Origin of the sequence: Pseudoalteromonas sp. 31A1, assembly GCF_011378815.1 — a bacterium.
GTDB lineage: Bacteria > Pseudomonadota > Gammaproteobacteria > Enterobacterales > Alteromonadaceae > Pseudoalteromonas > Pseudoalteromonas arctica.
In genome coordinates, this window is record NZ_WTKY01000004.1 from 177022 (window position 1) to 192612 (window position 15591).

Annotated in this window: 12 protein-coding genes and 2 pseudogenes; 11 read left to right on the forward strand and 3 right to left on the reverse strand. The window is 40.7% G+C overall.

Features of this window, described 5'->3' with window-relative positions; translation table 11 throughout:
* Nucleotides 1-86: 86 nt before the first annotated feature.
* On the reverse strand, nt 87-1037 hold the full coding sequence (gene trxB, locus GQR52_RS06180) for a thioredoxin-disulfide reductase (RefSeq protein ID WP_008168643.1): 951 nt from the start codon (nt 1035-1037) through the stop codon (nt 87-89).
* Between the two features lie 298 nt (nt 1038-1335).
* On the opposite strand from trxB, the gene pssA reads away from it, so the two are divergent.
* Nucleotides 1336-2661 carry a CDP-diacylglycerol--serine O-phosphatidyltransferase gene (gene pssA / locus GQR52_RS06185; protein ID WP_165727839.1) on the forward strand — a complete coding sequence of 442 codons (1326 nt, stop codon included), beginning with the start codon at nt 1336-1338 and terminating at the stop codon, nt 2659-2661.
* Nucleotides 2662-2780: 119 nt separating this feature from the next.
* Here the strand turns inward: pssA and ald are convergent, their stop codons facing one another.
* On the reverse strand, nt 2781-3902 hold the full coding sequence (ald, locus tag GQR52_RS06190; RefSeq protein WP_165727840.1) for an alanine dehydrogenase: 1122 nt from the start codon (nt 3900-3902) through the stop codon (nt 2781-2783).
* Nucleotides 3903-4044: 142 nt separating this feature from the next.
* On the opposite strand from ald, the gene lrp reads away from it, so the two are divergent.
* The 7 genes from lrp to GQR52_RS06225 all read left to right on the forward strand — a co-directional run bounded on the left by lrp (nt 4045) and on the right by GQR52_RS06225 (nt 12461).
* Nucleotides 4045-4524: a leucine-responsive transcriptional regulator Lrp gene (gene lrp, locus GQR52_RS06195; RefSeq protein ID WP_007582985.1), complete on the forward strand. Its 480-nt coding sequence runs from the start codon at nt 4045-4047 to the stop codon at nt 4522-4524.
* A 174-nt stretch (nt 4525-4698) separates the two neighbouring features.
* Nucleotides 4699-7197, forward strand: a complete 2499-nt coding sequence (locus GQR52_RS06200) for a DNA translocase FtsK 4TM domain-containing protein (RefSeq protein WP_165727841.1) — start codon at nt 4699-4701, stop codon at nt 7195-7197.
* Nucleotides 7194-7820 (forward strand): outer membrane lipoprotein chaperone LolA, encoded by a 627-nt coding sequence (gene lolA, locus GQR52_RS06205; protein ID WP_165727842.1) that lies wholly within the window; start codon nt 7194-7196, stop codon nt 7818-7820. The genes GQR52_RS06200 and lolA overlap by 4 nt, the downstream gene beginning before the upstream one ends.
* Complete coding sequence (locus GQR52_RS06210) at nt 7813-9156, forward strand: replication-associated recombination protein A (protein ID WP_165727843.1); 1344 nt, start codon at nt 7813-7815, stop codon at nt 9154-9156. The genes lolA and GQR52_RS06210 overlap by 8 nt, the downstream gene beginning before the upstream one ends.
* Nucleotides 9149-9529 carry a fluoride efflux transporter CrcB gene (crcB, locus tag GQR52_RS06215; protein ID WP_165727844.1) on the forward strand — a complete coding sequence of 127 codons (381 nt, stop codon included), beginning with the start codon at nt 9149-9151 and terminating at the stop codon, nt 9527-9529. The genes GQR52_RS06210 and crcB overlap by 8 nt, the downstream gene beginning before the upstream one ends.
* A 9-nt stretch (nt 9530-9538) precedes the next feature.
* On the forward strand, nt 9539-10843 hold the full coding sequence (gene serS, locus GQR52_RS06220) for a serine--tRNA ligase (RefSeq protein WP_165727845.1): 1305 nt from the start codon (nt 9539-9541) through the stop codon (nt 10841-10843).
* A gap of 364 nt (nt 10844-11207) precedes the next feature.
* On the forward strand, nt 11208-12461 hold the full coding sequence (locus GQR52_RS06225; protein ID WP_165727846.1) for a hypothetical protein: 1254 nt from the start codon (nt 11208-11210) through the stop codon (nt 12459-12461).
* A gap of 22 nt (nt 12462-12483) precedes the next feature.
* Here GQR52_RS06225 and GQR52_RS06230 read toward each other — a convergent pair.
* Nucleotides 12484-12897, reverse strand: a pseudogene (locus GQR52_RS06230) (transposase); the annotation flags it as partial.
* A gap of 108 nt (nt 12898-13005) precedes the next feature.
* Here GQR52_RS06230 and GQR52_RS06235 point away from each other — a divergent pair.
* The 3 genes and pseudogenes from GQR52_RS06235 to GQR52_RS06245 all read left to right on the forward strand — a co-directional run.
* On the forward strand, nt 13006-13953 hold the full coding sequence (locus GQR52_RS06235) for a transposase (protein WP_165727847.1): 948 nt from the start codon (nt 13006-13008) through the stop codon (nt 13951-13953).
* Between the two features lie 82 nt (nt 13954-14035).
* Entirely contained in the window at nt 14036-15010 is a 975-nt protein-coding gene (locus tag GQR52_RS06240; RefSeq protein WP_165727848.1) for a transposase, read from the forward strand.
* Between the two features lie 203 nt (nt 15011-15213).
* A pseudogene (locus GQR52_RS06245) lies at nt 15214-15513 on the forward strand (hypothetical protein); the annotation flags it as partial.
* Nucleotides 15514-15591 lie beyond the last annotated feature (78 nt).

A 15591-nucleotide genomic window follows, 5' to 3' on the forward strand; every position in this document is an offset into this window, starting at 1 on the left:
TTTTATAATTGATCGTAAAAGTGTAACTATATTTTAGGCATAAAAAAAGGGCTGAATAATCAGCCCCTCTAAATTATTTTGACCGCTTATAGATTATCTAAGAAACGTTCAGCATCAAGTGCAGCCATACAGCCTGTACCCGCTGATGTGATTGCTTGACGGTAAATGTGGTCTGACACATCACCTGCAGCAAAAACGCCTTCTACGCTTGTTTGAGTCGCGTTACCGTGAAGACCAGACTCTACAACTAAGTAGCCATCTTTCATTTCTAGTTGACCAACAAACATATCAGTATTTGGCTTGTGACCAATAGCAATAAATACGCCGGCTAAATCAAGCTCTTCAGTTGCATCAGAGTGTGCATCTTTAATACGCACGCCTGTTACGCCCATTTGGTCGCCTAGTACTTCGTCAAGTGTGCGGTTGTAATGCATTACAACGTTACCGTTTGCTGCTTTTTCAGCAAGGCGGTCAGCTAGTATTTTTTCACTGCGGAAACTATCACGACGGTGAATAACATGTACTTCATCAGCAATGTTAGATAAGTAAAGCGCTTCTTCAACCGCTGTATTACCACCACCAACAACTGCTACTTTTTGACCTTTATAGAAAAAACCGTCACACGTAGCACACGCCGAAACACCACGGCCTTGGAAATTAGTTTCTGACTCTAAGCCTAAGTATTTAGCAGACGCACCGGTTGCAATGATTAACGCATCACATGTGTAAGTACCTTGGTCGCCAGTTAGTGTGAAAGGGCGCTTCGATACATCTACTTTATTGATGTGATCGAATATGATTTCAGTTTCAAAGCGCTCAGCGTGCTCTTTCATACGATCCATTAACGCAGGGCCTGTTAAACCGTGTGCATCACCAGGCCAGTTTTCAACTTCAGTTGTGGTTGTTAATTGGCCACCTTGTTGAATGCCTGTAATTAAAACAGGGTTTAAATTTGCACGTGCTGCATATACTGCGGCAGTATAACCAGCTGGGCCAGAGCCTAAAATTAGTAGCTTACAATGTTTTGCTTCAGTCATTATTTTTCCTAAACGTTTAATACGGTGTTCAATATGCTCATTAATGCGCTTGATTCTAAGAAAAACAAGGCAGATGTAAACAAAATCCGCGATTATTTTTTTTCTTAAATCGAAAAGCTGTGCAGTATTGTGTACTAGAGTTCTGTGCTTTTACAGTTAAAATGCCTAAGTAGCTCAATAAATAGACTAACAGGCAACAAAACAGCGTTATTTCATGACCCCTTTGATTTTTTTTGTTATGTTTTACCTAATTTTATTTGTCACTGATAGATTATGTGACCTAAGCAAATAGGCAACTATGTTATTTTGGCAGGAAAAACCCGCATTCGGGTTGACTTCAAAAGACGTTAACGTCTTAACCAATGCGCAAGATTACCGAACGCAATTGCTACGCTTGATAGCGAACGCAAAAAAACGAATTTATATTACGACGTTGTATTTACAAGACGACGAAGCGGGCCGTGAGATTTTAGAAGCGCTGCATCGTGTGTCATTGGCAAACCCGGCACTTGAGGTAAAAGTGCTGGTGGATTTTCATCGTGCGCAACGTGGTTTAATTGGCGCTGATAAATCAGACGGCAACGCAAGTTTATACTGTGACGATTTAGAAAAGTTTAAATCGAATGTACAAGTGTATGGCGTACCTGTAAAAGCTAAAGAGCTTTTTGGTGTACTGCATTTAAAAGGTTTTGTAATTGACGACACATTACTTTACAGCGGTGCAAGCTTAAACAACGTGTACTTGCAATACAACGAGCGCTACAGGCTCGATCGTTACTTTTTAATAACGCAGAGCGAACTGTGTGACTCAGTGGTTGATTTTATTGAAACAAAGCTGCTTAGTTCAGTGGCTGTGCCGCGTATAGACACGCGACCGCTTAAGCGTTTGCACGACTTTAAGCTTGATCAAAAGCAATTAATGCGCGATTTAAAAGTCGCAAGTTATAACGCAGCAGAGCAGCTAAATACGAAAGCATTAGGTATTCGCTTGTTTTTAGGACTCGGGCGTCGTAATAACGAATTAAATCGTTTAATAAAAGCGTTATTTGATAACACAGAGCAAGAACTTGTGTTGTATACGCCATACTTTAATTTTCCGGCGCCGCTTATGCGATCACTGCGTCGATTATTAAAGCAGGGTAAGCAAGTGACTATTGTTGTAGGCGATAAAACAGCAAATGACTTTTATTTACCGCCAAGCGAGCCGTTTAGTAAAATAGGGGCATTACCTTATTTATACGAAACCATTTTGCATAAGTTTGTAAAAACGCAAAAGCGTCATATCGATAACGGTAATTTAAATGTGTACCTGTGGAAAGATGAAAGCAATTCGTTTCATTTAAAAGGTATTTGTTCAGATAGAACAAAGCATTTACTGAGCGGGCATAACTTAAATCCGCGTGCATGGGGTCTTGATATCGAAAACGGTATTTTAATAGAAGATCCAGAGCAAACAATTATGGATGCTATTGATAACGAAAAGCAGGAAATTTTACAACACTGTCGACGTTTAACAGGCCCAGATGATTTAGAAACGATGGATGATTACCCACAGCCAGTTAAAAAACTACTTGGCCAAGCTAAGCGCGTAAAAGTAGATTTTATAATTAAGCGTTTTATCTAAACCAGTTTATTTAAATCTGAAATTTAAATACAAAAAAAGCAGCTAATTAGCTGCTTTTTTTATGGGTTGTAGTTAGGTAGCTACATTACTTAATACCAACCTAACTACAAAACGCTAAATTATGCGTTTTCTACCGCTGTGCGTGGGTCAACATATTCCATGTTGAACGCTTCTGCTACTTCTTTGTAAGTTACTTGGCCTTTAATTACGTTTAAGCCTTTTAAGAAGTGAGCGTCATCTAGTAGCGCCTTTTTATAACCTTTGTTTGCAAGGTTAATGATGAAAGGCAATGTTGCATTGTTAAGTGCAAACGTAGATGTGCGTGGAACAGCACCTGGCATGTTAGCAACACAGTAGTGAACAACTTCATCAACGATGAAAGTAGGATCAGCATGCGTCGTTGCTTTAGAAGTAGCAATACAGCCACCTTGGTCGATTGCAACGTCAACAATTGCAGAACCAGGTTTCATTGCTTTAATGTGCTCAGCAGTTACTAGTTTAGGTGCAGCTGCACCTGGGATTAGTACGCCACCAATTACTAAATCAGCTTCTAGTACGTGTTTTTCTAGAGCATCAGCAGTTGAGTAAATAGCTTTAACTTTATTACCAAATTGCGCGTCTAGTGCACGTAATACGTCGATGTTACGGTCAAGAACGACAACTTCAGCACCAAGACCAACAGCCATTTGCGCTGCACTACGACCAACCATGCCGCCGCCAATGATAACAACTTTAGCCGCTTCAACGCCTGGTACGCCACCTAGTAGCATGCCACGACCGTGGTTAGATTTTTCTAGCGCTTGTGCACCAGCTTGAATAGACATACGACCAGCAACTTCGCTCATAGGAGCAAGAAGCGGTAAACCACCGCGAGAGTCAGTTACAGTTTCGTATGCAATACAAATAGCTTTGCTTTTTACAAGGTCTTCAGTTTGTGGAAGATCAGGTGCAAGGTGTAAGTAAGTGAAAAGAATTTGGTCTTCACGTAGCATTGCACGTTCAACAACTTGTGGCTCTTTTACTTTTACAATCATGTCTGCTTTAGCGAAAACGTCAGCAGCAGTTGCTAAAATTTCAGCACCCGCTAACGTGTAATCTTCGTTAGTAAAACCAATACCCATGCCTGCATCAGTTTCTACAATCACTTGATGACCGTGGTTTACTAATTCACGAACACTCGCAGGAACCATACCTACACGGTATTCATGGTTTTTAATTTCTTTAGGAACACCAATAATCATATCATTTGCCTTATTAAGAACGGATTAACATTTTTCACTATTATATTCATCATAAGCCCGTGTGTCTCACCTTTTTTAAAGTCAAATCTAGTGTTATCATCTATATAACAAAAATAAACAGCATAAAAAACTAGTTGGCACTATGCATCAGTTATTAGATAGAATTGACCGTAAAATTTTAATGGAATTACAGCACGATGGACGCCTTTCAAATGTTGAACTGGCCAGACGAGTTGGCCTAAGCGCCACGCCCTGTCTGGAGCGAGTGAAAAAGCTAGAACGAGAAGGCTACATACTTGGCTATAAAGCAGTGGTCGATCCAGCTAAGCTTGGGCAAGGTTTATCGGTGTATGTAGAAGTAACAATTACTAAAACATCTCCCGACGTATTTGATGAGTTTAGTGCAGCCGTTAAAAAGCACGAAGAAATTATCGAATGTCATTTAGTATCGGGTAATTTTGATTTTTTACTTAAAACGCGCGTAAATGATATGTCAGAATACCGTGGTGTATTAGGTGACATATTATTAAAATTGCCTAACGTTAGTGAAAGCCGAACTTATGTAGTGATGGAAGAAGTAAAAGGTGAAGAAGGCGTAATTATTCGTCCTTATATTACTTAAGGTTATTTATATTAGCTTGCGTCATTTGCTTATATCAGCTCAAATTATAAAAACTTGTTCATAATCAGGCCATCAAGGTTAAGATAAAGTGCAACAAATTGCATTTCCTGCTAAGGTATTTCACTGCTAAGTAAGTGTGAATAAAAATAGAATAATAAAGAGGAATAGGGAACTATGCGCCTAAACGGTGTGCAAAGACTATTAGAAACTGGGCTGATTATCAGCACCTTTACGGCAATATTTATTTTATGTGCCTTGATCAGCTTTGATCCAGCAGATGCTGCATGGTCGCAAACTAGTTTTAGCGAAGTAAGCAACATCACAGGAGCAGCCGGTGCATGGATAGCCGACATTTTATTACTCACATTTGGTTGGCTGGCCTACTTAGTGCCTGCGGCCATTCAGTTATTTGGTTATTTGTTATTTAAACAACCTCACCGTATTTTACAGCTTGATTACACCACCTTAGCGCTGCGTGTGATTGGTTTTGCGTTATTTATTACTTCAGCGACGGCTATTAGCAGCATAAACTTTGACGATATTTATAACTTCTCATCTGGTGGGGTAGTGGGCGATGTTATTGCATCAGCGATGATGCCTGCGTTTAACTTTACCGGAACATCTATATTATTGCTGTGTTTCTTTTTTGCAGGCTTAACATTACTAACCGGCGTATCGTGGGTTGATTTTGTGGATTATCTTGGCGATTTAATGGTTAGGCTTTACCGCTTTATTGTATCGTACGCAAAAGGCTGGATGCACCGAGAACAGGCTGCAGGCAAAGTAAATAATAACGATGAGGCTGACGCTCACTTTGAAGACGATATTCATGAGCAAATAGAGCTACCTACATCAGATAAAAAAGCAGATAAACAAAAAGCAATTAATAAACCGCAAACGCCATTTAGCGAGCCACAAATTAGTGACGACTTTATGCCGTTTGATGAGCTTGACGACATACTCGATCAAGAGATTGGCTTTAGCGCAATAGACGACGAGCCAATGGATACAGAAGCTGCATTAAATGCGCTAGACCAAAGCCCCGTTATAGAGCCTGAAAAGCCAGTTACAACGGTGGTATCGCCAGCTAGACCAATGCCTAAACCAAAACCTGCGTATCAGCCGCCGCCAACGGCTAAAGAAAAGTTTGAGCAATTATTAACGCAAGAGCCACCACCGGGGCCATTACCGTCGCTTGATTTACTCGACAGACCGGATAAAGCTAAAAACCCAATTTCGCAAGAAGAGCTCGATACAGTATCGCGCCTAGTAGAGACAAAACTACTCGACTTTAACGTTCAAGCTAAAGTTGTTGCTGTATATCCAGGCCCCGTTGTTACACGTTTTGAGCTAGATTTAGCACCCGGAATTAAAGTATCTAAAATTACAGGCTTGGCTAAAGATTTAGCACGTTCGCTTTCGGCTATTAGTGTACGTGTTGTAGAAGTTATACCAGGTAAAACGTATGTAGGTATTGAGCTTCCCAACAAACACCGTGAAATAGTACGTTTGTCAGAAGTAATAAACGCGCCTAAATTTGAGCAAAACCCGTCGCCACTTACCATGGTGTTAGGTAAAGATATTGCCGGTCAGCCTGTCTGTGCTGACCTTGGTAAAATGCCACACTTATTAGTAGCAGGTACAACCGGTTCAGGTAAATCAGTGGGCGTAAATGTCATGATAGTAAGCTTGCTTTACAAATCGGGCCCTGACGATGTACGTATGATCATGATTGACCCTAAAATGCTTGAGCTTTCAGTATACGAAGGTATTCCGCACTTATTGTGTGAAGTAGTCACCGACATGAAAGAAGCAGCTAACGCTCTGCGTTGGTGTGTAGGCGAAATGGAACGCCGTTATAAATTAATGTCAGCATTAGGTGTACGTAACTTAAAAGGTTACAACCAAAAAGTGCTTGAAGCAAAAGAAGCGGGTTACCCAATTCTTGACCCATTATTTAAAGACACAGATGGCATGAAAGAAGGCCCAGACGAGCTAGGTAAATTACCAAGTATTGTTGTAGTAATTGACGAATTTGCCGACATGATGATGATTGTAGGTAAAAAAGTAGAAGAGCTAATTGCACGTATTGCCCAAAAAGCACGTGCGGCAGGTATTCACTTAATACTGGCAACTCAGCGCCCATCGGTTGATGTAATTACAGGTTTAATTAAAGCAAATATACCAACACGTATGGCGTTTCAGGTATCGAGCAAAATAGATTCACGCACAATACTTGATCAACAAGGCGCCGAAAACCTGCTGGGTATGGGCGACATGCTTTATTTACCACCAGGTACTAGCGTACCAGAGCGTGTGCATGGCGCGTTTGTAGACGACCATGAAGTACATGCCGTAGTAAACGATTGGAAAGCGCGTGCAAAACCAAATTACGTTGATGAAATACTCAATGGCGATGCAAGCGAGGATATTTTATTACCAGGTGAAGCAAGCGAAAACGCAGACGAAGAAAACGATCCGCTATACGACGAAGCCGTGTCGTTTGTAATAGAAACCGGCAAAGTATCGGTATCGTCAGTGCAACGTAAACTACGTGTTGGTTATAACAGAGCAGCACGCTTAGTAGAACAAATGGAAACATCGGGTATCGTGAGTTCACCAGGTCATAACGGTGCTCGCGATGTATTAGTACCTAATGGAGCAAATTCATGAAAAAAGTTAACGCCTTATTATTAGTGTTAGGCAGCGTACTTGCCGCACCAAGCTTTGCTGATGACAGCCAAGCATTACAAGACCAATTAGCGACTTTAAAAAGTTTTAAAGCACAATTCGCACAAAAAGTAACAGACAAAGAAGGCCAAGCAGTGATGCAAGGCGAGGGTACAATAGCCCTTCAACAGCCTATGATGATTCGCTGGCAGCAAACTAATCCAGACGATACGTTATTTGTATCAAACGGCGATAAAACATATTACTTCGACAGCTTTGCTGAGCAAGTAACGATTATGAAAACCAGCAGCTTGATCGACTCGACACCGTTTGTACTACTTACATCTAAAGACCCAGCACAGTGGGAAAAATACAGCGTACTTGCAACAAATACAGGCTTTAGCGTAACACCCAATAAAGGCGTAGAAAGCCAGGTAGAACAACTTGACATAGCGTTTGCAGATAACGAACAAGGCCTTGCTAAATTAGTCGTTACCGACAACTCAGGGCAGTTATCGTCATTTACGTTTAACGATGCACAAGTTAATACACAGCTTGATAAAAGCACTTTTGAATTTACGCCTCCTGAAGGTGTTGAAATAGACGATCAGAGTAACGGTGAGTAATTTAGGATTTAATTTTGGGCCAGATGTACGGCCACTTGCTGCGCGTATGCGCCCTACAACGCTTGACGAGTACATTGGTCAACAGCATTTATTAAGTGCTGACAAACCATTGCATCAAGCCATTGTAGCGGGGCGCTGCCATAGTTTAATTTTGTGGGGCCCGCCGGGTGTAGGTAAAACAACACTTGCGCAAATAATTGCCAACCATGCAGATGCCTCACTTATTCAAATGTCGGCGGTAACCGCAGGCGTAAAAGATATTCGCGACAGCGTAACGCAAGCGCGCGATAACTTAGAAAGCCGCGGCCAACGCACCCTTATGTTTGTTGACGAAGTTCACCGCTTTAATAAATCCCAGCAAGATGCGTTTTTACCGCACATAGAAGACGGCACCTTTATATTTGTAGGTGCAACGACCGAAAACCCCTCGTTTGCCCTTAACAACGCTATATTGTCGCGTGCACGTGTGTATGTTTTAAAATCGCTTGCCGATAGTGATTTATACACCGTAATAGAACGCGCACTTAAGCAAGACGAACAATTAAGCCAAAAGCATATCACTATTGCCGACAACGCTAAAAAGGCGTTATGCCAAGCAAGTGGTGGCGATGCCCGCAAAGTACTTAATTTACTTGAACAAGCGGTTGATTTAACAACTGAGCAAAACGGTCAATACAACGTAGACGAGCACGTACTTAGCCAAGTGTTACCTACTCATTTAGCTAAATACGATAAAGGCGGCGATGAATTTTACGATTTAATATCAGCCTTTCACAAATCAGTACGTGGCAGCTCTCCTGATGGTGCATTGTATTGGTATTGCCGAATTTTAGCCGGTGGCGGTGACCCTCTATATGTTGCAAGGCGTTTACTTGCCATAGCTACAGAAGACATTGGTAACGCCGATCCGCGTGCGATGGAAGTGGCGTTAAATGCGTGGGATATATTTCAGCGAGTAGGTCCAAGCGAAGGTGAGCGTGCTATTGCACAAGCCACATTGTATTTAGCCAGCGCACCTAAAAGTAATGCGGTGTATATGGCGTTTAATCAAGCCAAAGCAGATGCTCAAAACGAGCCAAGTTACCCAGTGCCAGAGCATTTACGCAATGCCCCAACCAACTTAATGAAAGACTTAGGTTACGGCGCCGAGTACCGCTATGCGCATAACGAAGAAGGCGCATTTGCCGCAGGTGAAAAGTACCTACCGCCAGAAATGGAAGGTAAGGAATATTACTTACCGAGCGATCGCGGACTTGAGCAAAAAATTAAACAAAAACTCGACTACCTAAAAGAGCGCGATGCGCAAAGCCCACTTAAACGGTACGAAAATGATTAAACTTTATATGATGATTGCACTTGGCGGAGCGTCCGGTGCGTGTTTACGGTTTTTTATTAGCGAAAGCATGCTAAAACTCCTCGGTAGGGGATTCCCTTTTGGCACGTTGACGGTTAATATTCTGGGTTCATTGTTAATGGGCATTTTGTACGGTTTGATAGATAAAGAAATTATCACCGCCAGCCCCGCCAAAACCCTTATCAGTATTGGCTTTTTAGGTGCATTAACCACCTTTTCAACATTCTCAATGGACTCGTTGTTGTTATTACAACAAGGTCACTTTATTAAAATGGCCCTCAATATCATCTTAAACGTGATGGTGTGTATTTTTATGGCTTGGCTGGGCCTTCAGCTAGTAATGCAAAAAGGTTAAAAAACTAACATGTTAGATTCTAAATTTTTACGTCAAGACATCGAACAAACTGCAGCACGTTTAGCGGCGCGCGGTTACGAACTCGATGTAGCGACGGTAACGGCACTTGAAGAAAAACGCAAAACATTACAAGTAAAAACGCAAGAACTTCAAAGTCAACGTAATGCAAGCGCAAAAGCAATTGGTCAAGCCAAAGCAAAAGGCGAAGACGCGCAGCCACTACTTGATGCAGTGGCTAACTTAGGTAGCGAGCTAGACGCCGCTAAAACTGAGCAAGATGAAGTATTAGCCGCAATTAACGACATTGCTTTAGCAATTCCTAACTTGCCAGACGAGTCAGTACCTGCCGGTAAAGACGAGGACGACAACGTTGAAATTTTAACGTGGGGCACCCCTAAAAAATTCGATTTTGAAGTAAAAGACCACGTAGATGTAGGGCAAGACCTAAACGGCTTAGACTTTGAAATGGGCGTTAAAATTAGTGGTGCACGCTTTACCGTAATGCGCGGCCAAGTAGCGCGTATGCACCGTGCACTAACGCAATTTATGCTAGATACACACGCTGATAAAAACGGCTACACCGAAATGTACGTACCGTACTTAGTTAATAGCGCAAGCCTTTATGGCACAAGCCAATTACCTAAATTTGCGGGCGATTTGTTCCACACATTAGGCCTTGTGAACGACGATGGCGAACAACAAGCCGGCTTTAGCTTAATTCCTACAGCTGAAGTACCGCTTACAAACAGCGCACGCGACGAAATTTACGACGAAAGCGATTTACCAATTCGATTAGTTGCCCACACGCCGTGTTTTAGAAGTGAAGCCGGCAGCTATGGTCGCGATACGCGTGGCCTAATTCGTCAGCACCAGTTTGATAAAGTTGAACTTGTACAGCTTGTGAAACCAGAAGACTCAATGGCAACGCTTGAAGAGTTAACAGGTCACGCAGAGCAAATACTACAAGCGCTAGAACTTCCGTACCGTAAAGTAATTTTATGTATGGGCGACATGGGCTTTGGCTCAGCTAAAACATACGATTTAGAAGTATGGCTACCTGCGCAAGACACATACCGCGAAATTTCATCATGTTCAAACATGGCTGATTTTCAGGCGCGTAGAATGCAAGCACGTTTTCGCCGTGAAGGTGTTAAAAAGCCAGAGTTACTACATACACTAAATGGTTCAGGCTTAGCAGTGGGTCGTACATTAGTAGCCATACTAGAAAACTACCAACAAGCCGATGGCACAGTAGTAGTACCAGAAGCATTACGCCCATACATGGGTGGATTGGAAGTGATTGGTAAACAATAAAAATCAAGTTTAAGTTAAGCAAGCTTTAAGCTTGTAAATCTTAATACGAAAGCCGCTGTTTGTAATAAACAGCGGCTTTTTTTTTAAGTTAAAGGTAAAAACTTAAAAAAAATTCAAGTTATCTTATTAATAGAGCTTACACCAATTTTATAGCTCATTACTTTTTTGTCCGATATTACTGATCTCTACCATTTTGGGGTATTTCTACATCAAGGAAACTTAAATATCGGCTAACTAGTTGTTTACAAGTCCTTATTAGCTGGTTAAATTAGAACCTTTGTAATATTTGGGCATTTGTCGGTTTGTAAAGCGACAAATATCGGATACAAAGTTGTTAGCAATACTCATAGTAAGGGTAATTAATTTGGAATCTATACAACAACGATTTGAAAGATTACAAAATGCAATGAATGCGATCGTTTCACACGATCCTGAACATAGCTTTACTGAACTGATTGATGATAAAAGAGCATTATTTAAAGGTTTTAAAATGATTTATTCAACTAATCATTTAGATGGGAATTTTGCAAAATCATCATTAAAATCAATTGAAGATGAATGCCCTGTTTTAAAAAAATACTTCTACGGCAACGGATTACTTTTTTTCTCTGATGAGCTTTACGATAAAACATGGATACATGGAGAAATAAAAATTCCACTAGACTACTCGCTTAGTTTAGATTCTAACGCTGCAGAAAGATTTAGGGCATGGGAAGATGGAAAAGACCTTGATAAGTCAATTCATGACTTTGAAAAATTAGTTAGGTTTATAAAAGACGGTGAAGGTAATGGATTCAACTTTGATTACTCTTTCTTTTTAATAGAGAATTATTTTGATTCTATGAAAGAAAATAATCACCGACCATTTAATACAATCAGAGCATTAAAGCGGTTTGACCATTTGAATTATGATATGAATAATTTTGATGTTACTAAGCCAATATTTTATGAAGATAGAGCTGTTGCTGGGCAACGTGCAATAGAGACGCTTCATGCTTTCCATTCAAGTCCTGAAATTCTTAAATTCCAAGAGCGGAGAATGCTCTTATATATTGTGTTGCTAAAGGCCGTAATACTCCGTCAAAATATAAAAACTACTCTCGCTGAAAAAATATCAGAGTTAGTACTTTTTTGCTTAAACGACTTAGGGAAGTTTCCTAAAACGGAACTTTATTTTGCTTGGAAGTTATTAAAATATGGCAAGCAACTTCGTTTTTTTGACCCTGTTAGCCAAATTAGTAAAAAAACACTTAAAAAAATAAAAGGGATGTCATGGGATATATTTGCTTTGAGATATCAAGAAACTTTGGCATCTAAAGGCGATTTCGGCGAGTTTTTTATTCCATTCTTCGCTTCATTTGATAATCGCTTTGTAGAACTAGCTCAAGCTTGTCCAATACGTGCTGTATTACTTGATGAAAAAGGTAAAAATGTAATTACAATTCAGCTTGATGAGCTTGAATTCCAAACCGAATTAAATACCTCGATAGAACCCGAAGTCCATAAAATGCTTTTGGATACAGAGCTAAAGTTGAAAAGAATGAATACAAATCTATCCAACGATACTTTGGTAGAACTAGCACTATCATTAGAGTTTGAACTAGAAGCGTATTGCTAACAACACGCCCTGAGGTGGACGACTAGTAAAATTTAGCTATTAACTGCAATTTTAAAAGTGGTGAACCTCTGCGTTTTAAGGCCGCTAAATACGTCGATTCATCGTAGGGTGTATTCGTTTTCCAACACTTAAATACAATCCTTATCCATTTAAAGGCCAGTGATCTAATTATGCTGTTATGCGGCTTACCCTTGGCTTTTTGTTGCTCATAATACGCTTTAGCCCAAAACGAATAACGAATAGAAAAGCCAGCCCATTCTACAAATGTTTGCCTTAAAAAAGTGGGGCAACTATAACGCCAATGAGTCCACATTTTTTGACCACTGCGCTCAATAACAGGCGCTATACCCGCGTACTTTTGAAGCTCTGCAGTATCATTGTAACGCGCACGATTACTCCCAAAAGCAACAAGTAAACGTGGGGCGAGTTGTGGACCAAGGGCAATAATAACAGCAATAATAACAGTGACACCCATCCTAATTTTTGCACTTTGTGAAACTAAGTACTAGTCTTTGATTAGTGCAAAAAATAAGCAGGGTGTCTTATGGCAATCGCAAGAAAGCGTCAAGTAAGTTTGGTTGATACAAAATACTATCACTGCATATCACGATGTGTTCGGCGTGCTTTCCTGTGCGGTGAAGACCGCTTTACAGGCCAATCTTTTGAGCATCGCAGAGGTTGGGTTGAAGATAGGCTGCTTGAGTTAGCCAAGGTATTTTGTATTGATGTATGTGCTTATGCCGTAATGAGTAACCATACCCACTTAGTGTTGTACGTTGATGATAAAAAAGCGAATAGGTTAAATGATAAAGCGATTGTTATTCGCTGGCATAAACTCTGTAAAGGCACATTGCTAACGCAAAAATATGTACAAGGTGAAAAGCTAAGTAAAGTTGAACTTATCTTTTTTAATCAAACAGTAAAGCAGTACCGAGAGCGCCTATCAAGTATTAGCTGGTTTATGCGGTTGTTAAATGAAAACATTGCGCGCAGAGCAAATAAAGAAGATAACTGCACTGGCCGTTTTTGGGAAGGACGATTTACGTCTCAAGCATTATTAGATGAAGCAGCCCTTACGGCCTGTATGGCGTATGTCGATTTAAACCCAATTAGAGCCAAAATGGCTAATACCCCAGAAGAGTCAGACCATACCAGCGTACAAAAGCGCTTAACATGTGCGGCAGAAGGTAAACAGCCTAAGCAGTTACTTCGTTTTGCGGGTATGTCACGTCAGATAATGCCAAAAGGACTGCCGTTTGAGCTTAAATCGTACCTTGAACTTGTTGAGCTAACAGGGCGCTGTATACGAGAAGACAAACGTGGTTATATTGAAAGTACACACTTACCCTTACTCGAAAGAGTTAATATCTCCCCAGAAAACTGGTTAAAGCTCACCACACAATTTACGCGTGTATTTCATGGTGCAGTCGGCAGGCCAGCCTCACAAGAAGGTTATTGTGAAAACTTAAACCGAAAGCGGCGAGAAAAATAACAGTGACACCCATCATATTTTTTGCAGTTTAGTGAGCTAAGTACTAGGCTTTTATCAGTGTGAAAAATAAGCAGGGTGTCTTATGGCAATTGCAAGAAAGCGCCAAGTAAGTTTGGTTGATACAAAGTACTACCATTGCATATCACGTTGCGTACGCCGTGCATTTTTATGTGGGGAAGACCACTTTACAGGTCAATCCTACGAGCATCGTAGAGGCTGGGTTGAAGACAAACTGCTTGAGTTAGCCAAGGTATTTTGTATTGACGTCTGTGCTTATGCTGTCATGAGCAATCATACGCACTTAGTGTTGTATGTTGATGACAAAAAAGCGAATCGGCTGAATGATAAAGCGATTGTTATTCGCTGGCACAAGCTGTGTAAAGGCACTGTACTTACGCAAAAATACATACAGGGTGAAAAGCTAAGTAAAGCTGAACTTATCTTTTTTAATCAAACAGTAAAACAATACCGCGAGCGCCTATCAAGTATTAGCTGGTTTATGCGGTTGTTAAATGAAAACATTGCTCGCAGAGCAAATAAAGAAGATAACTGCACTGGCCGTTTTTGGGAGGGACGATTTACGTCTCAAGCATTATTAGATGAAGCAGCCCTTGCGGCCTGTATGGCGTATGTCGATTTAAACCCCATTAGAGCTAAAATGGCTAACACCCCAGAAGAGTCAGACCATACCAGCATCAAACAGCGTTTAACGTATGCAAAGGATGGCAAGCAACCAAAACAACTACTGCGCTTTGCAGGCATGCCTCGTCAAATTATGCCAAAAGGGCTGCCGTTTGAGCTTAAATCGTACCTTGAACTTGTTGAGCTAACAGGGCGCTGTATACGAGAAGACAAACGTGGTTATATTGAAAGTACACACTTACCCTTACTCGAAAGAGTTAATATCTCCCCAGAAAACTGGTTAAAGCTCACCACACAATTTACGCGTGTATTACATGGTGCAGTCGGCAGGCCAGCCTCACAAGAAGGTTATTGTGAAAACTTAAACCGAAAGCGGCGAGCGAATATCAGTAACTGCGAAAAGCTACTGGCATAAAACTTAAACTACTCAGTAATAAATCACAACTGCATTATGCAGTCATTTTCATGCGTGTAATTTAGGTTTAACAGTGATAATTGCTTATTAAATGTGTAACGCGCGAGTAAAGATATAAAAAGAGGTGAACTCTTAGCTCAAAAAAGTAAATTTAGTGGCGCTAGATTAGTTTACAATTGGAGTGGCTGTCTAGTTTAATGCGTGATGATTGGTTAGGCCTATTACCTACCTACGGCGCTATTATTGCCCTAGCACTTGCCATCGCTTTTTTTGTTACCCTAAAGCTTAATAAAAAGGTTAAAAAATACAGTACTCAGCTATTTGTTATTGCTGGCATTGTGGCATTTGCTATTGTGTTAATTGCCATTGAATCAATTATGAATATTCATATTATAGCGGGCGCAAGAGGCTGGGGTTTTTATGCTCAACTGCTTGCAGGCGCGTTAGGTGGTTTGGCGTTTTCGCAATTAGTTAAGGCAACTAAAAACCAAAAAGCGTGTTAGCTGTGTGAATATAAATACGGCTTATACGTTATTTGGTGATTAATAAATAAAGGCCGCTGTTTATTGTAAACAGGGGCC